Source organism: Ancylobacter sp. FA202, from assembly GCF_000380205.1.
In the GTDB taxonomy this organism is placed as follows: domain Bacteria; phylum Pseudomonadota; class Alphaproteobacteria; order Rhizobiales; family Xanthobacteraceae; genus Ancylobacter.
Genome location: NZ_KB904818.1, coordinates 408,165 through 431,232 on the forward strand (window position 1 = coordinate 408,165; position 23,068 = coordinate 431,232).

The 23,068-nt window shown below is 69.4% G+C and carries 24 protein-coding genes; 13 read left to right on the plus strand and 11 right to left on the minus strand.

The features are described from left to right. Positions 1-97: 97 nt before the first annotated feature. Positions 98-322 (plus strand): NINE protein, encoded by a 225-nt coding sequence (locus tag A3M1_RS0101835; RefSeq protein ID WP_018387245.1) that lies wholly within the window; start codon positions 98-100, stop codon positions 320-322. Positions 323-473: 151 nt separating this feature from the next. Continuing rightward, positions 474-1,964, plus strand: a complete 1,491-nt coding sequence (locus tag A3M1_RS0101840) for a cobyric acid synthase (RefSeq protein WP_018387246.1) — start codon at positions 474-476, stop codon at positions 1,962-1,964. Positions 1,965-2,071: 107 nt separating this feature from the next. On the opposite strand, the gene cbiB is transcribed toward A3M1_RS0101840, so the two are convergent. Beyond that, entirely contained in the window at positions 2,072-3,046 is a 975-nt protein-coding gene (gene cbiB, locus A3M1_RS0101845; RefSeq protein WP_018387247.1) for an adenosylcobinamide-phosphate synthase CbiB, read from the minus strand. 160 nt (positions 3,047-3,206) lie between these two features. Here cbiB and recQ point away from each other — a divergent pair, with 160 nt between their 5' ends. The 4 genes from recQ (at position 3,207) to tmpT (ending at position 7,795) form a co-directional block, all read left to right on the plus strand. Next, positions 3,207-5,045: a DNA helicase RecQ gene (gene recQ, locus A3M1_RS0101850; protein WP_018387248.1), complete on the plus strand. Its 1,839-nt coding sequence runs from the start codon at positions 3,207-3,209 to the stop codon at positions 5,043-5,045. 240 nt (positions 5,046-5,285) lie between these two features. Further along, positions 5,286-5,831, plus strand: coding sequence for an SRPBCC family protein (locus A3M1_RS0101855; protein WP_018963916.1), 546 nt, complete (start codon positions 5,286-5,288; stop codon positions 5,829-5,831). Between the two features lie 317 nt (positions 5,832-6,148). Beyond that, positions 6,149-7,096, plus strand: a complete 948-nt coding sequence (locus A3M1_RS0101860; protein WP_018387250.1) for a hypothetical protein — start codon at positions 6,149-6,151, stop codon at positions 7,094-7,096. Between the two features lie 60 nt (positions 7,097-7,156). Further along, the gene (gene tmpT, locus A3M1_RS0101865; protein ID WP_018387251.1) at positions 7,157-7,795 is read left to right on the plus strand and encodes a thiopurine S-methyltransferase; all 639 of its coding nucleotides are present in this window, start codon (positions 7,157-7,159) and stop codon (positions 7,793-7,795) included. 168 nt (positions 7,796-7,963) lie between these two features. Here tmpT and A3M1_RS0101870 read toward each other — a convergent pair whose 3' ends face one another. Then, positions 7,964-9,064, minus strand: coding sequence for a sulfate/molybdate ABC transporter ATP-binding protein (locus tag A3M1_RS0101870; RefSeq protein WP_018387252.1), 1,101 nt, complete (start codon positions 9,062-9,064; stop codon positions 7,964-7,966). A 169-nt stretch (positions 9,065-9,233) separates the two neighbouring features. Between A3M1_RS0101870 and A3M1_RS0101875 the strand changes: the two genes are divergently transcribed. After that, complete coding sequence (locus tag A3M1_RS0101875; protein ID WP_018387253.1) at positions 9,234-9,860, plus strand: GNAT family N-acetyltransferase; 627 nt, start codon at positions 9,234-9,236, stop codon at positions 9,858-9,860. Between the two features lie 6 nt (positions 9,861-9,866). Here the strand turns inward: A3M1_RS0101875 and A3M1_RS0101880 are convergent, their stop codons facing one another. After that, positions 9,867-10,265, minus strand: a complete 399-nt coding sequence (locus A3M1_RS0101880; protein ID WP_018387254.1) for a flagellar export protein FliJ — start codon at positions 10,263-10,265, stop codon at positions 9,867-9,869. Positions 10,266-10,787: 522 nt separating this feature from the next. Between A3M1_RS0101880 and ctrA the strand changes: the two genes are divergently transcribed. After that, complete coding sequence (gene ctrA, locus A3M1_RS0101885; protein WP_018387255.1) at positions 10,788-11,489, plus strand: response regulator transcription factor CtrA; 702 nt, start codon at positions 10,788-10,790, stop codon at positions 11,487-11,489. A 174-nt stretch (positions 11,490-11,663) separates the two neighbouring features. Here ctrA and A3M1_RS0101890 read toward each other — a convergent pair whose 3' ends face one another. From A3M1_RS0101890 to chpT, 4 genes are all read right to left on the minus strand, one after another. Continuing rightward, positions 11,664-12,056: a DUF305 domain-containing protein gene (locus A3M1_RS0101890; protein WP_018387256.1), complete on the minus strand. Its 393-nt coding sequence runs from the start codon at positions 12,054-12,056 to the stop codon at positions 11,664-11,666. 53 nt (positions 12,057-12,109) lie between these two features. Continuing rightward, positions 12,110-12,493 carry a hypothetical protein gene (locus tag A3M1_RS0101895; protein ID WP_018387257.1) on the minus strand — a complete coding sequence of 128 codons (384 nt, stop codon included), beginning with the start codon at positions 12,491-12,493 and terminating at the stop codon, positions 12,110-12,112. A gap of 141 nt (positions 12,494-12,634) precedes the next feature. Next, the gene (locus A3M1_RS0101900) at positions 12,635-13,912 is read right to left on the minus strand and encodes a chemotaxis protein CheW (protein WP_018963915.1); all 1,278 of its coding nucleotides are present in this window, start codon (positions 13,910-13,912) and stop codon (positions 12,635-12,637) included. 165 nt (positions 13,913-14,077) lie between these two features. Continuing rightward, a complete protein-coding gene (gene chpT, locus A3M1_RS0101905) occupies positions 14,078-14,728 on the minus strand; it encodes a histidine phosphotransferase ChpT (protein ID WP_026221087.1) in 651 nt (216 codons plus the stop codon). Between the two features lie 189 nt (positions 14,729-14,917). On the opposite strand from chpT, the gene A3M1_RS0101910 reads away from it, so the two are divergent. From A3M1_RS0101910 to A3M1_RS0101930, 5 genes are all read left to right on the plus strand, one after another. Next, positions 14,918-15,754, plus strand: a complete 837-nt coding sequence (locus A3M1_RS0101910; protein ID WP_018387260.1) for a 3'(2'),5'-bisphosphate nucleotidase CysQ — start codon at positions 14,918-14,920, stop codon at positions 15,752-15,754. Positions 15,755-15,937: 183 nt separating this feature from the next. After that, positions 15,938-16,510: a DUF1134 domain-containing protein gene (locus tag A3M1_RS0101915; protein ID WP_018387261.1), complete on the plus strand. Its 573-nt coding sequence runs from the start codon at positions 15,938-15,940 to the stop codon at positions 16,508-16,510. Between the two features lie 234 nt (positions 16,511-16,744). Further along, positions 16,745-17,785: a hypothetical protein gene (locus tag A3M1_RS0101920; protein WP_018387262.1), complete on the plus strand. Its 1,041-nt coding sequence runs from the start codon at positions 16,745-16,747 to the stop codon at positions 17,783-17,785. An 82-nt stretch (positions 17,786-17,867) separates the two neighbouring features. Continuing rightward, a complete protein-coding gene (locus tag A3M1_RS0101925) occupies positions 17,868-19,241 on the plus strand; it encodes an NAD(P)H-dependent oxidoreductase (RefSeq protein ID WP_018387263.1) in 1,374 nt (457 codons plus the stop codon). 343 nt (positions 19,242-19,584) lie between these two features. Continuing rightward, a complete protein-coding gene (locus A3M1_RS0101930; protein ID WP_018387264.1) occupies positions 19,585-20,172 on the plus strand; it encodes a DUF2087 domain-containing protein in 588 nt (195 codons plus the stop codon). 234 nt (positions 20,173-20,406) lie between these two features. Here the strand turns inward: A3M1_RS0101930 and A3M1_RS0101935 are convergent, their stop codons facing one another. From A3M1_RS0101935 to thiO, 4 genes are read right to left on the minus strand one after another with little or no spacing between them, the layout of a single operon-like run. Beyond that, positions 20,407-21,003: a thiamine phosphate synthase gene (locus A3M1_RS0101935; protein WP_018387265.1), complete on the minus strand. Its 597-nt coding sequence runs from the start codon at positions 21,001-21,003 to the stop codon at positions 20,407-20,409. Between the two features lie 18 nt (positions 21,004-21,021). Further along, positions 21,022-21,840: a thiazole synthase gene (locus A3M1_RS0101940; RefSeq protein WP_018387266.1), complete on the minus strand. Its 819-nt coding sequence runs from the start codon at positions 21,838-21,840 to the stop codon at positions 21,022-21,024. A 13-nt stretch (positions 21,841-21,853) separates the two neighbouring features. Then, complete coding sequence (gene thiS / locus A3M1_RS0101945; RefSeq protein WP_018387267.1) at positions 21,854-22,051, minus strand: sulfur carrier protein ThiS; 198 nt, start codon at positions 22,049-22,051, stop codon at positions 21,854-21,856. Further along, the gene (thiO, locus tag A3M1_RS0101950) at positions 22,029-23,063 is read right to left on the minus strand and encodes a glycine oxidase ThiO (RefSeq protein WP_018387268.1); all 1,035 of its coding nucleotides are present in this window, start codon (positions 23,061-23,063) and stop codon (positions 22,029-22,031) included. Before thiO ends, thiS begins: the two co-directional genes overlap by 23 nt. Positions 23,064-23,068 lie beyond the last annotated feature (5 nt).

Genomic DNA, 23,068 nt, shown 5'->3' on the forward strand with positions numbered 1-23,068 from the left:
ATTTGCACGCGGCGATCTCGCAATTGTGCGGCGACATTCCTATCTGATACACAGCGCCGAGTGTTGCGGCGTCATGCTTTCATGGAGAAACGCTTCGATGCGTTCCACCCCTATCGCCTACCTGTTCTGGTGCTTCGGCCTGATCGGCGTGTGCGGCATCCAGCGTTTCTATACCGGCCGCTACTGGACGGGTGCGCTCTGGCTGCTGACCCTCGGCCTGCTTGGCATCGGCCAGATCATCGATCTGTTCCTCATTCCCGGCATGGTGCGCGAAGCCAATCTGGAGCGCCGCGTCGACTATCTGGAAGCCCGGCGCGGCTGATATCCCGCCGCATTGAAGTGTCCTGTGCGACCCTTCCTGTCCTCTCTCCATTGGGGAGAGGTGGCCCGCGCAGCGGGTCGGTGAGGGGGCTCCCGGTTGATCGGCCCACAGGCCCCTCACCCCATCCCTCTCCCCGACGGGGAGAGGGTGCATGACCGCCCCCCGTTCTCCCCTCGCCCTCATGTTCCAGGGCACCGGCTCGGATGTCGGCAAGTCGCTGATTGTCGCCGGCCTCGCCCGCGCCTTCACCCTGCGCGGGCTGAAGGTGCGTCCGTTCAAGCCGCAGAACATGTCGAACAACGCCGCCGTGACCGAAGACGGCGGCGAGATCGGCCGGGCGCAGGCGCTGCAGGCCCGCGCGGCGCGCGTGGCGCCGTCCGTCCACATGAACCCGGTGCTCTTGAAACCCCAGAGCGAGACGGGCGCGCAGGTCATCGTGCAGGGCCGGGCGCAGGGCACGGCGAAGGCGGCGGACTACCAGGCGCTGAAGCCCGCGCTGATGGCCGCCGTGCTCGACAGCTATGGCCGGCTGCAGGCGGAGGCCGACCTCGTGCTGGTGGAGGGCGCCGGCTCGGCCTCCGAAATCAATCTGCGCGCCAATGACATCGCCAATATGGGATTTTCCCGCGCGGCGAATGTCCCCGTCATCCTGATCGGCGATATCGACCGCGGCGGCGTCATCGCCAGCCTGGTCGGCACCAGGGCGGTGCTGCCGGAGGACGATGCGGCGATGATCCGCGGCTTTCTGGTCAACCGCTTTCGTGGCGACCCCACTCTGTTCGCCGCCGGCATGGACGAGATCGCCGCCCGCACCGGCTGGCAGGCGCTCGGCCTCATCCCGTTCTTCCACGAGGCCCGCCGCCTGCCGGCGGAGGACGCGCTGGCGCTCGACGCCCCGACGCCGGCGAAGCCGGGAGCGCGGGTGAGGATCGCCGTGCCGCTGCTGCCGCGCATCGCCAATTTCGACGATCTCGACCCGCTGGAAGCCGAGCCCGGCGTCGAGGTGGTGCGCGTGCGCCCCGGCACGCCGCTCCCGGCCGATGCGGCTCTCATCCTGCTGCCGGGCTCGAAATCCACCATTGCCGACCTTGAGGACTTCCGCCGCGAGGGCTGGGACATCGACCTCTACGCCCATATCAGGCGCGGCGGGCGGGTGCTCGGCCTGTGCGGCGGCTACCAGATGCTGGGGCGCACTTTGGCCGACCCGGGGGGCGTGGAAGGCCCGCCGGGCAGCGTGCCCGGCCTCGGCCTCATCGAGGTCGACACCGTGCTGTCAGGCGAAAAGCGGCTGGTGGCGGTCACCGGCACCGCCGGCGGCGCGCCGTTTTCCGGCTATGAGATGCATATGGGCGTCACCGATGGCCCCGGCCGCGCCCGGCCCTTCGCGCAACTCGACGGCGCCGGGCCGGAAGGCGCTGTGTCCCCGGATGGGCGCGTCATGGGCACCTATGCCCACGGCCTGTTCACGGACGACCGCCAGCGCGCGCACTGGCTGGCGACGCTCGGCGCGCCGCCGAGCGGCCTCGACTATGAGGCCGGGGTGGAGGCGACGCTCGACGCGCTGGCCGCGCATCTGGAACGCCATGTCGATCTCGACCGGCTGCTGGCGATCGCGGCGAATGTCCCTCATGCCCGGGCTTGACCCGGGCACCCAGTGACCGGAGCGGACCCGAATGATCTTCAGTTCCCACGCAAAGGCTGGATCCGCGGGTCAAGCCCGCGGATGAGGGCGCGAGGGTTATGTGCCCCTCACCACCACGCCACCAGCGCCAGCCCCGCCACCAGCGCCACCATCACCGCATCCGCCGCGCGATAGAGCGCCAGCGCCCGGCGGATATCGGCGGCGGTGCATTCATAGCGCCCGCCCGCGCCCATCAGTCCGTCCACCGAAAGCGTGCCGCCATAATGGCGCGGCCCGGCAATGGCGATGCCGAGCGCGCCGGCCATCGCCGCCTCCGGCCAGCCGGCATTGGGCGAGCGGTGGCGGCCCGCGTCGCGCCGTATCGCCACTATCGCCCGCCAGGGCGAGGCGCCGCGCACGAACACCGCCCCCACCACGATCAGCGCGCCGGAAAGCCGCGAGGCCGGCAGGTTGATCAGGTCGTCGAACCGCGCGCTCGCCCAGCCGAAATGCAGATGCCGGGCGGTGCGATGGCCGATCATGCTGTCGGCGGTGTTCACCCCCTTGTAGATCGCCGCCCCCGGCAATCCGGCAATCGCCATCCACAGCGCCGGCGCCACCACCCCGTCGGAATAGTTCTCCGCCAGGCTCTCGATCGCCGCCCGCGCCACCCCGGCCTCGTCGAGCTTGTCCGGGTCGCGCCCGACAATGTGCGAGACCGCCCGCCGCCCCTCCTCCAGGCTCACCTCCAGCCCATCCGCCACCGCGCCGACGAACTGGTAGAGGCTGCGCTGCGCCAGCAGGCTGGAGCCGGCGAGCGCCGCCAGTAGGACGCCAAGCGGCAGCGTCATCGCGAGGCCCTGCAGCAGCAGCCCGGCCGTCCCGCTCGCCACGACGATCACCACCAGCGCCCCCAACCCGGCGAGGCGCCGCTCGCGCGGGGCGGCGGCGTCGCGGTTGACATGGCGGTCGAGCCAGCCGATCAGCCGGCCGATCCACATCACCGGATGGCCGATCCGGGCGAGCAAAAACGAGGGATAGCCAAACGCGGCCTCGAACAGCAGCGCCGCCAGGGTTAAACCAAGGGTAAGTTCGAGGCTCATCACAAGTGATTCTCTGGCAAGTGATTCTGTGGGAAGTGATTCTCTCGCTTGCAGGGCAAACGAATCCACCGGCCGTGCGGCACCACCATTTCCGCCCGCGCGACCGCTATCAAGACCCGCGGCGCCGCCATGCCCGCCTAACCGGACGAACACGCGCGGAATGAACATTCCCGTCACCTCATCGCACGGCATCCTGCCGCCTCACATCGAGGAGGCGAAGCGGGCGCGGCTGGCCGAGGTATTCGGCTTCGACCGTTTCCGCCCCGGCCAGCAGGAGGTCGTCGATTCCATCCTCGCCGGCGTGCCGACGCTGGCGGTTATGCCGACCGGCGCCGGCAAGTCGCTGTGCTACCAGCTGCCCGCGCTGGTGAAAGGCGGGCTCTCCATCGTCGTCTCGCCGCTGATCGCGCTGATGGACGACCAGGTGAACGCGCTGAAGCTGCAGGGCGTCGCCGCCGAGGCCATCCATTCGGGAAAATCCCGCGAGGAAAATGTCGCGATCTGGCGCCGGGTGGCGGCGGGCGAGGTGCGCCTGCTCTATCTCGCCCCCGAACGCCTGCTCACCGAGCGCATGCTGGCCGCGCTGTCGCGTTTCTCGCTGGGCCTGGTGGCGGTGGACGAGGCGCACTGCATCTCGCAATGGGGCCATTCCTTCCGCAATGAATATCTCGGCCTCGGCCGGCTGCGCGAGCTTTTCCCCGGCCTGCCGCTGGTGGCGATGACCGCCACCGCCGACAAGGCGACCCGCGACGACATTGTCGAGCGGCTGTTCGGCGGGCAGGCGCGGGTGTTCGTTTCCGGTTTCGACCGGCCGAATATCTTCATCGCCGTCGAGGACAAGAAGGACCCGGCGCGGCAGATCGAGAGCTATGTCCGCGCCCGCCCCGGCATGGCCGGCATCATCTACCGCATCTCGCGCAAGAAGGTGGACGAGACCGCCGAGCGGCTTTCCACGGCCGGCATCCGCGCCTTGCCCTACCATGCCGGCATGAGCGCGGAGGCCCGCGCCGCCAACCAGGAGACCTTTCTGGCCGAGGACGGGGTGGTGATGGTCGCCACGGTGGCCTTCGGCATGGGCATCGACAAGTCGGATGTGCGCTATGTGCTGCATGCCGACGCGCCGGGCACGCTGGAATCCTACTATCAGGAGATCGGCCGCGCCGGCCGCGACGGCCAGCCGGCCGAGGCGCTGCTGCTCTATTCCGCTGGCGACATCGCCACCCGCCGCCGCTTTCTCGACGAGGAACCCTCCCCGCCCGAGCGCAAGATGGTGGAGGCCCGCCGGCTCGACGCCATGGTCGGCTTCTGCGAGGCCGTCACCTGCCGGCGCGCCGTGCTGCTCGGCTATTTCGGCGAGCGCGCCAAGGCCTGCGGCGCCTGCGATGTCTGCCGCGACCCGCCCAAGGTAATCGACGCCAGCGCCGACGCCCAGCTGGTGCTGCGCCTCGTGCGCGCCACCGGCGAGCGTTTCGGCGCCGCCTATCTCGCCAGCGTCGTCACCGGCCAGCGCACCGACCAGATCTGCGGGCGCGGCCATGACAAGCTCGCCGGTTTCGGCGCCGGCGGCGACAAGCCGGCGACCGAGTGGCGCGCTCTGTTGCGCCAGCTGGTCGCCACCGGGGCGCTGCACGCCGACCCCACCCGCTTTGGCGCCCTCACCCTCACCGAGATCGGCCTCGCCGTGCTCGGCGGCACCCGCGCCTTCACCCTGCGCGCGCCGGTCAAGCGCTCGCGCGAGCGTTTCGCCCGCTCCGACAGCGGGGCGGAACTGGCCCCGGCGGAGACGGCGCTGCTCGGCAAGCTCAAGGCGCTGCGGCGCGATCTCGCCAAGGAGCGCAACGTGCCGGCCTATGTCGTCTTCGCCGACAAGACGCTGGAGGAGATGGCGGTGGAGCACCCGCGCACCCGCACCGAGCTGGCCGGGGTCAAGGGCGTCGGCGCCGCCAAGCTGGAAGCCTTCGGCACTGCCTTTCTTAAGATTCTCAAAGAATTCACCTGACAGCCGAAAAGAATTCGAGCCGGGGACTTTTCCACACGCAGGAGAGTTCACGAACGACGAATCCCTCCCTAGACTGCGGATCAACGGACGCAAAAGTCCGGAATGACCCAGAGCCTGATCCGATCAGGTTGAATCAACCTGATCGGTGAATCAGTCTCTAAACTATTGATAGAGAACGTTTTACCGATCTGATTGCAAGGCAATCAGATCGGAACGTGCTCTGGTTCCGGGATGGAAACGATGAAGCTTCACCTGTTGACTGCGGCGCTGGCCGCCACCTCCCTACTCGCCACGCTCCCCCCCGCGGCGGCGCACGGCCCGACCCGCCAGAAGATTTCCGAGAAGATCGAGATCAACGCCCCGCCGGAAAAGGTGTGGGCCGTCGTCTCCAATTTCCAGGATGGCAGCTGGATCCCGGTGGTCGCCAAGACCGAAGGCACGGGCGGCAATGCGGCCGGCGCCAAGCGCACCCTCACCTTGAAGAACGGCGCTACCGTCGAGGAAGAGGTCGCCAAGTTCGAGCCGGAAAAGATGACCCTGATGTACCGCATCGACAAGGTCGACGTCGCGGTGCTGCCGGTGACGAACTACTCCTCCTGGCTCATCGTCACCCCGGCCGATGGCGGCGCCAAGTCCGAAGTCGAATGGCGCGGCGCCTTCTATCGCGGCTACCCCAATAACGACCCGCCGCCGGAGCTGAACGACGAAGCCGCCGTCAACGCCGTCACGGGCCTCTACAAGGCGGGCCTCGGCGAGCTGAAGAAGAAGATCGAGGGCGGCAGCTGAGCCGTGACGGCGCCCCCGATCACGCGGCGCCGGGCTCCCTCTCCCCGTCGGGGAGAGGGCTGGGGTGAGGGGTATTGGATGCGGAAAGGCATGGAGGAACGGGCCATGCCCGGTCCCAACCTCGCTCTGGACCCCTCGGCTACCAAAACCCCGTCATGCCCGAGCTCGGCCCGGGCATGACGCCTTTGACGACGGACCTCGCCCCCGAACGCGAAGCGTCTCCTGTCCGTCCCGGCGTCATCCCGGCCGCGCGACCGCGCGCGCCGGGATTGCGCGCCGCCTCCGCCCGATCCCGGATCGACCTTCGGTCGTCCGGGATGACGGTGATCGGTGCACTGGCCCACCTCGCCCTCCTCCTCGCCCCGCCCGCCCTTGCGGATGAAGCCTTCATCACCTCGCAGCCGGCAGAGGCGCTTTCCATCGTCGACCTCACCACCCGCAAGGTCGTCGCCACCCTGCCCATCTCAGGCAAACCCGCCGGCATCGCGGTGAGCGTCGATGGCGCGCGCGCCTTCGTCACCTCGCCGGACGGCAAGGCGCTGACCATCCTTGATGCCGCCACCCGCACCGTCACCCACCGGGTGGAGCTTGGCGGCGGTCCGCTCGGCGTCGCCGTCCACCCCTCCGGCAGCCCGGCCTATGTCGCCGACTGGTACCAGCACCGCATCAAGGTGGTGGACGCGGCGAGCGGCACGGTTTCCGGCGAGGTGGCGGTCGGCCAATCCCCTTCCGGCCTCGCGGTGACGCCGGACGGCGCGCTGCTGCTCTCGGCCGACCGCGATTCCGACGCGGTGAGCCTGATCGACACCGCGACGCTGACCCGCCTTGCCTCGATCCCGGTCGGCGCCCGCCCCTTCGGCGTCACCATCGACGCGGAAGGCGCCCGCGCCTACACCGCCAACGTCGCCTCCAATGATGTGAGCGTGATCGACCTCAAGGCCCGCAAGGTGGTGGCCACGGTGACAGTCGGCGCGCGGCCCTATGCGGTGGCGCTGGCGAGGGGGCTGGCCTTCGTCACCGACCAATATGATTCCACAGTCACCGTGTTCGACACCAAAACGCTGGAAAAGCGCGCCACTATCCCGGTCGGCGATTACCCCGAGGGCATCGCCGCCAGCCGCGATGGCGCGTTCGTCTATGTCGCCTGCTGGGAGGCCAATACGCTTGACATCATCGACAGCGCGACGCTGAAGGTGGTGGAGACGATCCCGGTTGCCGACGGCCCGCGCGCCTTCGGCGCCTTCATCCGCCGAACAGGCGAATGAGATAGGGCCCCCCTCGTCGGCGGGCCCTATGATGCCGCCCGCACAACAGGAGGCACCGCCATGGATCCCGATTTCTGGCACAAGAAGTGGGAGGCGAACGAGATCGCCTTTCACGAAGGCGCGGCCAACACCCTGCTGGTCCGCCATTTCCACGCGCTGGGCCTCGCGCCGGGTGCCCGCGTGTTCGTGCCGCTCTGCGGCAAGAGCCATGACCTGCACTGGCTGCTGGCACACGGCTTTGAGGTCGCCGGCGCGGAGCTGAGCCGCCTCGCCGTCGAACAGCTCTTCACCGAACTCGGCGTCACTCCTGAAATCACCGAGATCGGCCCGCTGGAGCGCTTCGCGGCGGAGGGGATCACGATCTTCGTCGGCGATATCTTCGACCTCACGCGCGAGGTGCTGGGGCCTGTCGCCGCGATCTATGACCGCGCCGCCCTCGTCGCCCTGCCCGAGGCGATGCGCGCCCGCTACGCCGCCCATCTCGTGCATCTCACGCACAGTGCGCGCCAGCTGCTGATCACCTTCGACTACGACCAGAGCCTCACCGTCGGCCCGCCCTTCGCCGTCGACGAGCACGAGGTGCGCCGCCTCTATGGCGCGGCCTACCACCCCTCCCTGCTGGAACGGCACCCGCTGAAGGGCGGGCTGCGCGGCGTCGGGCCGGTGGTCGAGGACGTGTGGAAGTTGGAGCGGCGCTAGAGCGTTTTCGAGCGAAGTGGATACCGGTTCGCGAGAGGAAGACGCGATAAAACAAACAATGAGATCATTTCACCGTTTCCATGAAACATTGAAATGATCTGAGCGCACGCCGCGCTACCCTCATGCCCGGGCTTGACCCGGGCATGAGGGCGTCAGGATAGACGCACTTCAGATCGCGTAATCGCCCGGCTGCTGCGCCGGCGGCGCCTTGGTGTCGACGCCGGGGCCGTTGGAGGCGAACAGGCGGGCACGGTCGAGCCGCACCGCCACCTTCTCGCCGATCGGCACCCGCACCGTGGGGGCGATGTCGGCCTCCAGCACCGCGCTGCCCACCGCGATTTCAACCCGGCGGATGGCGCCGTGGCGGCGGAAGGCGCGCACCTGGCCCTTCAGCCCCGCCGTGCCGGGCAGGCCCAGCGTCACGTCATGCGGGCGCACATAGAGCAGGCCCGGCCCATCGGGCACGGACTGCGTCGCCGCGGCGATGGCGGTTGCGCCCGCCAATGCGACGCCGCTCTTCACCTCGACCTCGATCCGGCTCGATTCGCCCATGAAGCCGAACACGGCGGCAGTTTCCGGCCGGTCATAGACATCATCGGGCGTGCCGACCTGCTCGATCTTGCCCTTGCCCATCACCACCACCCGGTCGGCGAGTTCCAGCGCCTCCTCCTGGTCATGGGTGACGAACAAAGTGGTGTGGCCGGTGCGGTCGTGCAGCTCGCGCAGCCAGCGGCGCAGTTCCTTGCGCACCAGCGCGTCGAGCGCGCCGAAGGGCTCGTCCAGCAGCAGCACCTTGGGCTCGATGGCGAGCGCGCGGGCGAGCGCCACGCGCTGGCGCTGGCCGCCGGAAAGCTGCGCCGGGAAGCGGCCGCCAAAGGCCTCCAGCTGCACCAGCGCGAGAAGATCGGCGACGCGCGAGCGGATTTCGCTTTCCGAAGGCCGCTCGGCGCGCGGGCGCGAGCGCAGGCCGAAGGCGACATTCTCCGCCACCGTCATGTGGCGGAACAGGGCGTAGTTCTGGAACACGAAGCCGATGCCGCGCCGGCGCACCGGCACCGAGAGCGCGTCATGCCCATCGAACAGCACCCGTCCATGGCTCGGCTGCTCCAGCCCGGCGACGATGCGCAGCAGCGTGGTCTTGCCCGAGCCGGAAGGCCCCAGCAGCGCCACCAGCTCGCTGGGCTTCACATCGAGCGAGACGTTGGAAAGCGCCGGCGCCCCGCTGCCGAAGCTCTTGCCGACCTGGTCGATGGTGACGGCAACCGTCATGAATTCACTCTCTTTAGATGTACTAAATGGAATTATCCGCAAGATATCCGAAAATTCGCCGCTGTGAACCCCGCCCGGCGCAGGCCGGGGCCGCGTTGCGGCGTTTCCCGTGGCGGAGAGCTGGGGATTGGCGCTAGAACCGCACCAGCTTCACCGGATACCTCGTGGAATGACCGACACCGCCGCCCCGCTCGTCCTCAATCTCGACGGCTACACGCCCCTGCCGCCCGGCAAGATCGCCGGGGTGGTGACGATGCTTGACATGACCGCCCCGCCCCCGCCTTTGCCGGAGCGGGCCAGCGAGGGCCTGACGCTGGAGCGGATGACCGCGCCTGATGTCGCCTGGTATCGCGCGCTGTTCCGTCGCGTCGGCGAGGACTGGCTGTGGTTCTCGCGGCTGCGGATGAGCGACGCCGAGCTCGCCGCGATCCTTAACTCCCCCGAGGTGGAGGTGCTGGTGCTGCGCAAGGACGGCGTGGAGGCCGGCTATATCGAGCTGGACGGCCGCGAGCCGGGCGAAATCGAGCTGGCCTTTGTCGGGCTGGTGCCTGAGATGGTGGGCAGCGGCGCCGGCCGCTTCATGATGAACCGGGCGCTGGCCCGCGCCTGGGAGCGCCGGCCCCGGCGGGTGCATGTCCACACCTGCACCCATGACAAGCAGGGCGCGCTGACCTTCTACCTCAAGGCCGGTTTCCGCCCCTATGCGAGCGCGGTGGAGATCGTCGACGACCCCCGCCTCGCCGGGGTGCTGGCGCGCGAGGCGGCGCCGCATGTGCCTGTTATCGAGGCCGGCTGAGCGCGCTCAGGCGCCGAGCACGACCCGGGCGCGGCCGGCGATGTTGCGCGGCGGCATTTCCACCGGCGCCTCGACCCGCTCGCGCTCGCCGAGCGCTTCCATCTTCTTCAGCTCGTCCAGCGCCTCGTCATGGGCCAGGCGCGCCTCGCTGAGCTGGCCTTTCAGCTCGTCGGCGGAGCGGCGCATATTGTCGCGGCGGGTGGCGGCGGCGCGGGCATAGGTCGAATAGGCGAAATGCTGGGTATCGGTGATGCCCGAGCGCTGCTCCTCGGCCTCGATCTCGCGTTCGAGATCGCGGGACATGCGGTCAAACTCCGCGATCATGGTCTCGATCTGCGCCAGATGGCGGCGCTTTTCTTCCGCCTGGAACCGCTTGAGGCGGATGAGGGTGTCGAGCGACTTCATGGTCGGCTTACTCCGTTCCGTCGTCCGCCCGCTTCCCCGATGGGGCGCGACAAGGCGGTCGTCACGTGCCGCCATCACGCCGCGGCAAGGGCATTTTCGCCAACAGATGTTGCCGCTTCCTTACTCTTTTTGCGGAAAAGGTAGCGGGCGCCGGGGAAAGCGTCACATGGGCTCCGGATCGAAACGATTTGTTTACCGGGCTCATTAATGATCGCGATGTCGTCCGGTGGGGTCGCGGCGCCCGTGAAAGCGGAGTCGAGAGACTCACTTAGGCATGCTTGTTAAGATTCAACTCTAAAGGCTGGGATCTGGAATTCCAATTTTCGAACAAACTCTTGGCGGAAGACTCGAAGATAATTCGGCTCACGCCTTGTGCTCGGGAATCGGTTTTTGTTACCCCTTGTCTCACGAGTAACGAATCGGTGTGTGTCGAGCCGGGCGCGGGGTGGGGTCACGCTCGGCTTGAAAGAGTCGTGTTGAGCGCTGAACCCCCCGGGGCCATGGCGAGGGAAGGGGATTGGCATGCGCGTCTTGCTCATCGAGGACGACCGCGCGACCGCGCAGAGCATCGAGTTGATGCTCAAGTCCGAGAACTTCAACGTCTACACGACCGATCTCGGTGAAGAGGGCGTCGATCTCGGCAAACTCTACGACTATGACATTATCCTTCTGGACCTCAATCTGCCCGACATGTCGGGCTATGACGTCCTCAAGGGGCTGCGCGTCGCCAAGGTGAAGACGCCGATCCTGATCCTCTCCGGCCTCGCCGGCATTGAGGACAAGGTGAAGGGCCTCGGCTTCGGCGCCGACGACTATCTCACCAAGCCGTTCCACAAGGACGAGCTGGTCGCCCGTATCCACGCCATTGTGCGCCGGTCCAAGGGCCACGCCCAGTCGGTCATCACCACGGGCGATCTGGTGGTCAATCTCGACACCAAGACGGTCGAGGTGGCCGGCAACCGGGTGCATCTGACCGGCAAGGAGTACCAGATGCTGGAGCTCCTCTCGCTGCGCAAGGGCACCACGCTGACCAAGGAGATGTTCCTCAACCATCTCTATGGCGGCATGGACGAGCCGGAGTTGAAGATCATCGACGTCTTCATCTGCAAGCTGCGCAAGAAGCTCGCCAACGCCTCGCAGGGCCACAATTTCATCGAGACCGTCTGGGGCCGCGGCTATGTGCTGCGCGACGCCGGCAATGAATCGGACCGCATGTCCGCCTGATTTTCCGCGATCACTGATCCTCCCCGACTGAAAGCCCCGCCGCAAGGCGGGGTTTTTGTTTGGCGGGCGCCCGCCGTCATCCCGGCCGAGCGCAGCGAGAGCCGGAATGACGGAGGCACGCGATCCCTGATCGGCCGTTCCGGCCGATCCGGGATAACGTTTGTCAGGCCCGCGCTACTTTGCGTTCTTGGCCAGCCAGGCCTTGAGGAAGGCGATCTCGCCCTCCTGCGCCTTGATGATCTCCTGCGCCAGCGCCCGCAACTGCGGGTCCTTGCCGTGTTCCAGCTCGATCCGCGCCATGGCGATCGCCCCCTCGTGATGGGGGATCATGCCGCGGGCGAAGTCGATATCGGTGTTGCCGGTGAAGGGGATGGCCATGTCCGCGTGCATGCGGGCATTGGCGGCCTCGAAGGCCTGGGTCGACGGGCTGGTGGCGGCGCTTCCCATATGCGCGCTGTGGTCCATCGGCATGGCTCCATGCGTCATGGAGGCGTCCTGCGCTGTGGCGAGGACGGGTGACAGGGCAAGGCCGGCGGCCAGAAGCGCCGCGCGTGTGAACGGGTTCATGTTGAAATCCTCTGATCGTGACAAGGCGGCCGGGGGCCGCGCGGGGAAAACGATCAGATGAAGCGCGGGGGCGGCACCGGGGTCGCCAAAGTGAGGCCGGCCAGCGACCGCCCCTCCGGCAGGGCGAGCGGTGCGCGCACGGCCTCCGGCGGCAGCAGCGCCGGCGCGGCCGGCGGGCTCACCACGAGATGGCTGAGCACGCAGCACAGATGCGGGGGCATGGGTGACGTCGCGACATCGGCTGCGGCCGGCACGCCATGCAGCGAGGATGGGACCTGATTGAGCGCCGCCTCGTGGCAGGGCATAGCGGACACGGCCACGCCGGACGAGCCCATGGCGGGTGCCGCCATCGCCCGTGTCGCCGCCGCCGGGCCCGCCAGCGCGGCACCCAGCGCGACCAGCGCCAGCATCAGGCGGAAAACGGACAGAAGGCGCATCGACACATCCCGGAGGCGCCCCTCCGGTCTCGGCCGGGAGCAGCAGCGTCGACGGCACGCTACCAAGCCGCTGCGGCGCGGTACAGCGGGTAAAGCACGGATGGCGCAGCCGTGAAGACGGGGCGACGCCGCCGGCCGTCTTCAGCCCGCCGGCGCCAGCAGCGCCAGCACCAGCGCCACCGTGTCGCCCGCCGTCACCACGGTGTCGAAGCCGGGCGGCGGCGAAAGCGCGGCGATGGAGAGGCCGATGCGCCGGCCGGGATCGCTGGCGGCAACGCCGTCCTCGCGCACGGCGGCATAGGCGTCGAGATCGAACAGGATGACGTCGAATCGCCCGCCCATCAGCCGCGCCGCGCGCGGGTCGTCGGCCAGCCGAACCTCATGGCCCATGGAGCGGACGAGGTCGCGCAGGGCGGTACGGGCCTCGCCTTCCGGCGCCGTCACCAGCACGCGGAGCGGGGCGGGGCGTGGCGCCTGCGTGCCCGCCGGTTCCAGCAGCCGGTAGCGGCCGCTGGCGGTGGCGAGAAAGCGCATGCCGCCCACCCGCTCGATCCGCCCCTGCGGCGCCAGCGCGACAATCTCGTCGACCACCACCCCCTCGCCCTCGCCACCGAAGGCCAGCAGCATGCGCCGCGCCGGGCGGCCGGGCGTGGGCAGCACCGCGATACCCGGCACCTTCTCCAGCGGCGTCACGCTCCGCAGCGCGGCGACGCGGACCGCCTCCATTTGCGCGCGCCCGGCCCGCACCAGCAGATGCGCGGTATCGGCCTCGGGCGCCGGGCGCTTCATCGCCACGCCGAGCGGCAGGTCGACCATCGCCACCCGGGCGCCATCGGCGAGCCGCGCCACGCCTTCCAGCATGTGGGCGCCGGGGCCGAAGCGGTCGCGCCAGCCCGGCGGCAGGGCGTCCACCACCGCCGTCTGGCGCTCAAGCGCGCCCTCCACCAGCACGGCGGCGCGCACCTTGCCGCCGCTACCGACCAGCAGCAGCGTGCCCTTGGTGGCGCGCGGCGTGGTGACGCCCATGCGGGCGGAAAGCTCGATCAGCGGCAGGCCGCTCGAGGCCAGCGTGCCGGTGTCGGCCATCGCCAGCAGCCGCGCCCAGCGCGCGCCGCTCGCGGTCAACGAATCCATCACCTGCGCGGCGGGAAAAGCGAGGCGCAGCCCGCCCAGCGCGAAGGCCAGGATCTCGACGCGCGGCGCGCCGGCCACAACAGGCGTCATCGGCCGCGCCATCGGCGTGTCGGCCGTGGAATTGTGGATAGTCGGAACCTCGGCCCGGGGATTGTCGGCGCGGGCCGTCTCCGGGCGCGCCGGCTCGTAACGCGGCGCGGGGGCGCGCAGGCTCGCGGCGATGCGGGCGGCTTCGCGGGAAACGGGGCCGCGCGGCGCGGCGGGCAGGGAATCGACGGGGGACATGGGCGACCGGCAGAACTGGAGCACGACACGCCGGCCTTTCGGCCTGCGAGCGTCAGTTTCCACCGATACCGTTAATGTCGTCTGAACCTTCGGTAAGCTGTCCCGGCAAGCCTGCGACATCGCCTTGCGATCTCGCCTGCGCTCCCGCCGGGAACCGGCCGGCCCTCAGCCCCGCGCGACCAGGATCGTCACCGCGTCGCCCTCATGGGCGAGGCTGATGCCATAGCCCGTCGCCCGCGCCAGCAGGCCGGTGTAGTGCGGCTGGATGGCGTGGGCGTCGAGCGACCCACCCTCCTCGGCCGGGTGTCCCGCCAGCAGCGCCACCAGATGCGGGGGAATGCGGGAATGGCTGCCCTGGGTGGAAAGGCGGAAGCCGCCTTCCTCGCCGGTGCCGTTCTCTTCCACGCCGATGCGCCCGCCGCGCGGAATGGTGGAGGTGGCGACCACAAGCAGGTTCAACAGCAGCTTCACCTTGTTCTTCGGCGCCAGCACGCGCGGCAGCTGCCAGGTCAGGCTGGTGCGGTCGTCCTCGATGAAGCCGCGCGCCACCTTCTCGGCCTCGCCGGTATCGATCTGCGCCCCGGCCGAACCGGCGGCACCGAAGGCGAGGCGGGCGAATTGCAGCCGGGCGGAAGCCTGCCGGGCGCTCTTGGCGATGAGGTCGAGCGCGAAGCTCTTCATCGCCGGGTCGTCCTCGTCCTCCAGCACTTCGAGCCCGTTGACGATGGCGCCGACCGGGCTGATCACGTCGTGACACACGCGCGAGCACAGGAGGGCGGCGAGGTCGAGCTTGTCGAGGTCGATGGCGGTCGTCATCGCGTCCCTTGCGGAGATTGTGCGGCGAATCGGCCGCCCCGAATGCAGCCGGCCCGTGCGGCCGACCGTGGAGGTGTGATACACCGCGCTCCCATTGAGGCCAACCGTTTCTCCCGGCCGCCCAAGCTCTCGCCGCAACGCCCGCCCCGTTCTCGTCCCCTTCTCTCGCCACGCCGGAATGCTCGCGCAATGCCCTCCCCGCTCCCGCTTCTGCCGCCCGATCTCAGCCTGTTGTCCGCCCTTGCCGGTGCGGCGCTGAAGGCGGGCGAGGTCATTCTGCGCATTCGCGACGAGGGGCTGCGTGCCGAGGGACTGAATGTCGCGCACAAGAGCGACGAGAGCCCCGTCACCGCCGCCGATCTCGCCTCCGAGGAATTGCTGCGCGCGGAGCTTGCCCGCCTGCTGCCGGGCGTGCCCGTCATCGCCGAGGAGGCGGTGGCGCAGGGCAAGGGCGAAGCATTGGGGGCGCCCGCCGACACGTTCCTGCTGGTCGACCCGCTGGACGGCACCCGCGAATTCATCGGCGCCAGCGGCGAATTCACCGTCAATATCGGGCTGGTGGAAGCCGGGGTGCCGAGCTTCGGCATCGTGCTCGCCCCGGCGGTGAACAAGCTCTATGCCGGCGCCACCACGGCGCAAGGGAGCGGCGCCTTTCTCGGCGGGCGCGAGGCCGATCCCGCGTCCTGGACGCCGATTCGCTGCCGGCCGATGCCGCGCGCGGGGCTGGTCGCGGTCGCCAGCCGCTCGCATCTCGACCCGCAGACCACAGCTTTTCTCGCCGATCTCGACATCGCCGAAAAGATCAGCTGCGGCTCGGCGCTGAAGTTCGGCCTGGTGGCGGAAGGCCGGGCCGATCTCTACCCGCGCTTCGGCACGGTGTGCGAGTGGGATGTCGCCGCCGGCCATGCGGTGGTGCGGGCCGCCGGCGGCAGCGTGTGCCGGCCCGATGGCAGCCCCCTGCCCTATGGCCGCACCGGGGCCGACTACCGCGTGCACGGTTTCATCGTGCGCGGCGCCGGATCCTGAGCCGGGCCGTCCGGCCACAGCCGGGCCATAGATGCGCCGCTCGCGACCCTTTTGGGCGCCCCTCGCCTTTCTCTGGTCGCACTCCATGCTATTGATAGCGCCGGGGGGCTGGTTGCCCGGGTTCTGAAGTTCGGCCCGTGACGGACGGCGCCCCGCCTGTTGAGATCAAACGCGAGACCGCCCATGCCGACCTTGCGCGCCCTTTATGCCTGCCTCGCCCTTCTCCTCGCCTTGCCCGTGCTCGCCGCGCCCGCGCAGGCGCAGCAGCAGGCCAGCACCTATTCCAGCGACGAACTGGTGCAGCAGGGCCATGGCTTCTTCGGCGAGGTCTCGCGCGGCCTTGCTTTGTCGATCGAGAAGGCGGTCAACCAGTGGGGCCAGCCCAATGGCTATATTCTCGGCCAGGAAGGTTCCGGCGCCTTTGTCGGCGGGCTGCGCTATGGCGACGGCACGCTCTACACCCGCAACGCCGGCGACCTGAAGGTCTACTGGCAGGGCCCCTCGCTCGGCTGGGATTTCGGCGGCGACGGCGCCCGCACCATGATTCTGGTGTATAACCTCAACGGCATCAACGACATCTTCCGGCGCTTCGGCGGCATTTCCGGCTCGGCCTATTTCGTCGCCGGCTTCGGCATGACGGCGCTGGCCTCGGACAATATCGTCGTGGTACCGATCCGCTCCGGCGTCGGCGTGCGCCTCGGCGCCAATATCGGCTATCTCAAATTCACCCCCGCCGCGACGTGGAATCCCTTCTGAACCGCCGGCCTGACGCTGTGCGGGGGGCTGCAGCCTTTTCCACGTGAGCTGACGCACTTCGCGACGGGAAAAGGCTCCAGCTTATTGATTGATGAGCACTTTCTTATCCATCAGGTGATGTCACCTGATGGATAAGGGCTCTAGCCCGGCCGTTTTGGTATCTGTAACCTGTTGGCTCCCGGCTGGTCGTCCGCTTCTGGTCCGCCCCGCCCCCTCTGAGGTGAGAAACGCCGCATGATCGAAGCGATCATGTATTCCGCCATCGGCTTCCTGACCGCGACCCTGCTGGCGCTGCTCACGCTGCCGGCGGTGTGGCGGCGGGCGGTGCGGCTCACCCGCAAGCGGATCGAGGGCGCTATCCCCGTCTCGATCGCCGAGGTGCAGGCCGACAAGGACGAGCAGCGCGCCCTGTTCGCCGTTGGCATCCGCCGGCTGGAGATGGAGGTGGAGCGCCAGCAGGCCCGCACCGCCGCGCAACATGCCGAGATCGTCCGGCAGACCGAGGCGCTGCGCGCCCGGCAGGAAACCATCGAGCGGCTCTCCACCGAGCTGGACGCGCTGCAGACCGAGCATGCCAGCGTCGCCACCCATCGCGACCATCTGCGCGGCGAGCTGGAAACCACCACACGCCACCTCGAAGAGGCCCGCGCCGCCCTGCTGCACGCCCGCGCCGAGCTTGCCCGCACCCGCGACGCCTTCGAGGATACCAGCACGCGGGAAGACGAGCTGAAGATCGAGCATGTGGCGCTGACCACGCTGCGCGACACGCTCAAGGACCGCATCGGCGAACTCGACCGCCAGCTCGTCGCCGCCAACGCCCATCTGGCGCGCGAGCGCGAGACGGCGCGGAGCACGAGCGAGAGCCTGACAACCGAACGCCGGCGGAACCACGAGATGACGGACGAGCTGACGCAGGCGCAGGACGCTCTCGCCCGGGCGCAGGAAGAGCGCGCCGCGCTGCTGGAGCGCATCGAGCGCCTCACCGCGCTGGCCGCCGCCGCGCCGCAATCGGCCGAGGCGGCGCCGGATGGTGCGGTCGACACCGCCATGCTGCGCGAGCACATCAGCGACATCGCCGCCGGGGTCGCCCATCTCACCGCCCGGCTGGAGGGCCCCGGCTCGCCGATCGACGCGCTGCTCGCCGAGCACACGCGCGTGCCCGGCGCCCCCCCGACCCTGGCCGACCGCATTCTCGACCTTAAGGCCGCCCACACGGCCGCCGAGGCGCTGGCGGTGGAAGAGGCCCGCCCCCAGGGCCGGGCCGTCGCCGGCTGACATCGCGCCGCCGGCCCCGGCCGGCAGGCGAAGAACCGGACCGGGCGCCAAGCCCGGCCGCATCCTGGGAAGGAAACACCTGATGAATCTCGCCCGCCTGCTCAAGGCCCGCGCCGATGCCGGCCGCCCCGTCCGTGTCGGCCTCATCGGTGCCGGCAAGTTCGGCTCCATGTTCCTGTCGCAGCTGCGCACCACGCCCGGCCTGCATCTGCTCGGCATCGCCGATCTCTCCGTGCCGCGCGCCCGCGCCGCGCTGGAGGCCACCGGCTGGGACGCGGAGGCGGTGGTCGCCTCCTCCTTCACCGAGGCGCTGGGCACCGGCCGCACCATGCTGACCGACGACGCCGCGGCGCTGATCGCCGCCGACGGGCTCGACGTGGTGGTGGAAGTCACCGGCAGCCCGGCCGCCGGCGCCGCCCATGCGCTGCTGGCGATCGAACACGGCCGCCACATCGTCATGGTCACGGTGGAGGCCGACGTGCTGGTCGGCCCGCTGCTGGCCGAGCGTGCCCGCAAGGCGGGCGTGGTCTATTCCATGGCCTATGGCGACCAGCCGGCGCTGGTGTGCGAAATGGTCGACTGGGCCCGCACCTGTGGCTTCAACGTCGTCTGCGCCGGCAAGGGCACGAAATACCTGCCGAGCTTCCACCGCTCCACCCCGGACACGATCTGGAGCCTCTACGGCCTCACCCCGGAGCAGGCGGCGCAAGGCGGCATGAACGCGCAGATGTTCAACTCCTTCGCCGACGGCACCAAATCCTCCATCGAGATGGCCGCCATCGCCAATGCGGCCGGGCTCACCGCTCCCTCGGACGGGCTGCTGTTCCCGCCCTGCGGCGTCGACGACCTCGCCACCATTCTCCGCCCCCGCGCGGCCGGCGGCATTCTGGAGCATTCCGGCACGGTGGAAACCGTCTCCTCGCTGGAGCGCGACGGCCGCCCGGTGTTCCGCGATCTGCGCTGGGGCGTCTATGTCGTGTTCGAGGCCGATCCCAGCCCGCGCGGCGACTATGCGCGGCGCTGCTTCAAGGAATATGGCGTGGTGACCGATGCCTCCGGCCGCTACACCGCGCTCTACCGCCCCTATCACCTCATCGGGCTGGAACTCGGCGTCAGCGTCGCCTCGGCGGCGCTGCGCCACGAGCCGACCGGGGTGACGGAAGCCTTCAATGCCGATGTGGTGGCGGTCGCCAAGTGCCCCTTGAGAGCCGGCGAGACGCTGGATGGCGAAGGCGGCTTCACCGTCTGGGGCAAGCTCTTCCCCGCCGCCACCTCGCTCGCCAAGGGCGGCCTGCCGATCGGCCTCGCCCACCATGTGACGCTCACCCGCGACATCCCCGAGGGCGAGATCGTCGGCTGGGCCGATGTCGAGGTAAAGGACAGCCCGGCGGTGCGCCTGCGCCGCGAGATGGAGCGCTCTTTCGCGGGCAGCCCGGCCAGCGCGGCGGCGGAGTAGGCTCCCAGCCGTCCGGGATGACGAGCCACCACACCCCTCATGCCCGGGCTTGACCCGGGCACCCAGCGGCCCCGGTGTTCTCACGGAAAAGCCTGGGTCCCCGGGTCAAGCCCGGGGATGAGGGGTGGCGCATGCGTCAAGGCCAGGGACGAGGGCGGCCCCACTGGACATCGCGCCCCGCCTCGCTTATCTCTGCGCCACGGTCTGCAGTTCACCGAGGCGTTGCCGCCCCGCAAGGGGAGCTAAACCTGCTCAGAATCCTGCCCCGCACATGTCCTTGTGCCCGGTCGCAAGACGGTAACCCCGACATTTCCTCGCGAAAGGGCACCAACGAGGATAGGTCATGTCCAGACTCCATCTGGCTTTCGAGGCGCCTGACATTTCGGCGCTCGCCCGCACGCTCCATCAGGGCATCGCCGCGCTCGACCGCCCGCCGGGCCATGTCGAGCTGCTGAACCTGCTGGCGCGCGGCGCCGGCTACCGCAACTTCCAGCATTTGCGCGCGGATGCGCAGGCGCGCGGCCGCCTTGCAGCCGCCCCGCCCGAACCGCCGCCGGTGGCGGACCACGCGCGCTGCGAGAAGGCGCTGCGGCTGTTCGATCCGCAGGGCCGGCTGGTGCGCTGGCCGAAGAAGCGCAACCAGCAGATTCTCTGCCTGTGGGTGCTGTGGGCGCGGATGCCGAGCGGCGAGGTGTTCAACGAGCGGCGGATGAACGAACTGCTGAACGCCGAACACCTGTTCGGCGACTACGCCCTGCTGCGTCGGGAAATGGTGGAATTCGGCCTGTTCCGCCGCACGCCGGACGGCAGCGAATATGCCCGCATCGAGCGCGAGCCGCCGCCGGACATGGCCAAGCTCGCCGCCCTGCTGCGCCAGCGCCGCCTCGCCGCCGGGGCTGAGGCCCCTCGCCTCCCTCATGCCCGGGCTTGACCCGGGCACCCCGGGCGTCGACCCGGCGTGATCGTCGGGCCGAGGCGTCATCCCGGCCGCAGCGAAGCGGAGAGCCGGGATCGCGCGCCATTCCCTCCCTCATGCCCGGGCTTGACCCGGGCACCCAGAAGACGGGGATGGGCTGCGCAAGGCCTGTGTCGCAGGCGCGCGCGGAAAAGTCTGGGTCCCCGGGTCAAGCCCGGGGATGAGGGGTGCGAGGGTGGGATGAGCCCCCTACCGCGTCGCCAGCACCCATTCGCGGGCGCGGGCTTCCGGGTTGTCGTTCAGCAGAATGTCGGTGACGACGGCGAGGCTGTCCGCCCCCGCCTGCCGCACGCCCGGCGCGCGCTCGATGGTGAGGCCACCAATGCCGACCAGCGGCAGGTCGCCGATCCGCGTCTTCCACTGGCGCACCCGCTCCAGCCCCTGCGGCGCCCAGCGCATCTTTTTGAGAATGGTCGGGTAGACCGGGCCGAGCGCGATATAGTCCGGCCCGGCCAGCAGCGCGGCCTCCAGCTCGGCCTCGTCATGGGTGCTGATGCCGAGCTTGAGCCCGGCCCGCCGCATCGCCGGCACATCGGCCTCGGCAAGGTCCTCCTGGCCGAGATGAACGAAGTCGCAACCCAGCTCGATGGCGAGCTTCCAGTAATCATTGACGATCAGCTGGGCGCCGAAGCGGGCGCACACCTCGCGCGCGGTCGCGATCTCGCGGCGCAGCTCGGCCTCGTCCATGTCCTTGGCGCGCAGTTGCACCAGCTTCACCCCCTGCGGCAGCAGGCGCGGCAGCCAGGAGGCGCGGTCGACGATGAGATAGAACGGATCGAGCTTCATCACGCACTCACTGTGAGACTAGGAACCGAGAAGGGCCCGGCCCATGACCGGGGTCGAAGGCGCCGCCATGTCGCGCACCTCCATCGGATCGGCGATCACTGCCTCGCGCCCGGCAGCGATGGCGGCGGCGAAGGCGCGGGCCATGCGGACAGGATCGCCCGCCTTGGCCACCGCCGTGTTCAGCAGCACCGCGTCATAGCCCAGCTCCATCGCCGCCGCCGCATGCGAGGGCAGGCCGACGCCGGCATCCACGACAAGCGGAATGCCGGGGAAATGCGCCCGCATCGAGCGCAGCCCATAGGGATTGTTGAGCCCGCGCCCGGAGCCGATCGGCGCCCCCCAGGGCATCAGCACCTCGCAACCGGCGGAAACCAGCTTTTCCGCCACCACCAGGTCCTCGGTGGTGTAGGGGAACACCTGGAAGCCGTCGCGCGAAAGGATGCGCGCCGCCTCGACCAGGCCGAACACATCAGGCTGCAGCGTGTCATCCTCGCCGATCACCTCCAGCTTCACCCAGGGGGTGCCGAACAGCTCGCGCGCCATTTCCGCCGTGGTCACCGCTTCCTTCACCGTCCGGCAGCCGGCGGTGTTGGGCAGCACCTTGACCCCGAGATCGCGGATCAGCTGCCAGAAGCTCTGGCCGGCCTTCGCCGCCCCCGATTCGCGGCGCAGCGAGACGGTGACGATCTCGGTGCCGCTGGCGCGGATCGCCTCAGCGAGGATCGCCGGCGAGGGATATTGCGCCGTGCCCAGCAGCAGGCGCGAGGTCACATCCGTGCCGTAGAACGTCACCGGGTCGGCCACCGAAGCCGTCGCCTTGTGGGTCATCGCATCCATGAGGACCTCCCTCTCATCCGCCCTGCATCGGGGCGAGAATTTCCACCCGGTCGCCCTCGGCGAGCGGGGTTGCCCCGCGCCGGGCGGCACGGACCATGTCGCCATTCAGCGCCGTCGCCACAATGGCGTCGGCCATTTCAAGCTCGGCCAGCAGGCCTGCCAGCGTGCCGGCAGCGGTGTCGGCCGGCTCACCATTGACGATGATCTTCATCCATCACCTCCGGGAAATACGCCCCGTCAAACGCGACCTCCGCCGCGCGGCGCGCCAGCGCCGGCGCCGCGAGGAAGCCGTGCCGGTAGAGACCGTTGATATAGAGCGTGTTGCCGCGCTTGCGCAGGCGCGGCAGATTGTCGGGAAAGGCCGGGCGCACATCCGCGCCGATCTCGACGATTTCCGCCTCGCCAAAGGCGGGGTGCAGCGCATAGGCCGCGCCGAGCAGCTCCAGCATCGACCGCCCGGTGACGCGGCCGCGCTCGTCATTCTCGATCGAGGTCGCCCCGATCATGAAATGCCCGTCGCCGCGCGGCACGATGTAGACCGGTATGCGCGGGTGCAGCAGCCGGACCGGGCGCTTGAGCGAAATCTCGGTGGAATAGAGCACCAGCATCTCGCCCTTCACGCCGCGCAGGTCGGCCAGCGTGTCGCGCGCCGCCAGCCCGCGGCAGTCGACCACGAGGTCGGCCTCATTGGCCTCACTGCACTGATCGTCCACCTCACTGCACTGATTACCCACCCCTTCAGCTGCGAAGCGGAAGGCAACCTGATACTCCTCGACCAGAAGGCGGGTGAGCGCGGCGAGTGCCTTGCGCGGCTCCAGATGCGCCTCGGTGGGGAAGAACAGCCCCTGGTCGAAGCGCCCTTCGAGGTCCGGCTCCAGCGCGCCAATACGGGCGCCGTCGACCCACTCAAACGCCTCGGTGCGGCGGGAAAACCGTTTAAGATCAGGTAGATCGCGCGGCGGCGCCAGCACCAGCGAGCCCTCATTGGGCACATCAGGCACGCTCGCGCGCCAATAGGCGAGCGATTCATGGCCCAGTTCGGCGATGATCGGCTCGGCGCTCTCGCGCTCGCACCAAGGCGCCAGCATGCCGCCGGCATACCAGGAGCAGCCCTGTCCCGAGCCGGATTTGCGTTCGATCACAGTGACTTCCGCGCCGCGCGCGGCAAAGGCGTGGGCGCAGGTGAGCCCGGCGACGCCGGCGCCGACGATCCGCACCCGCATGGCGT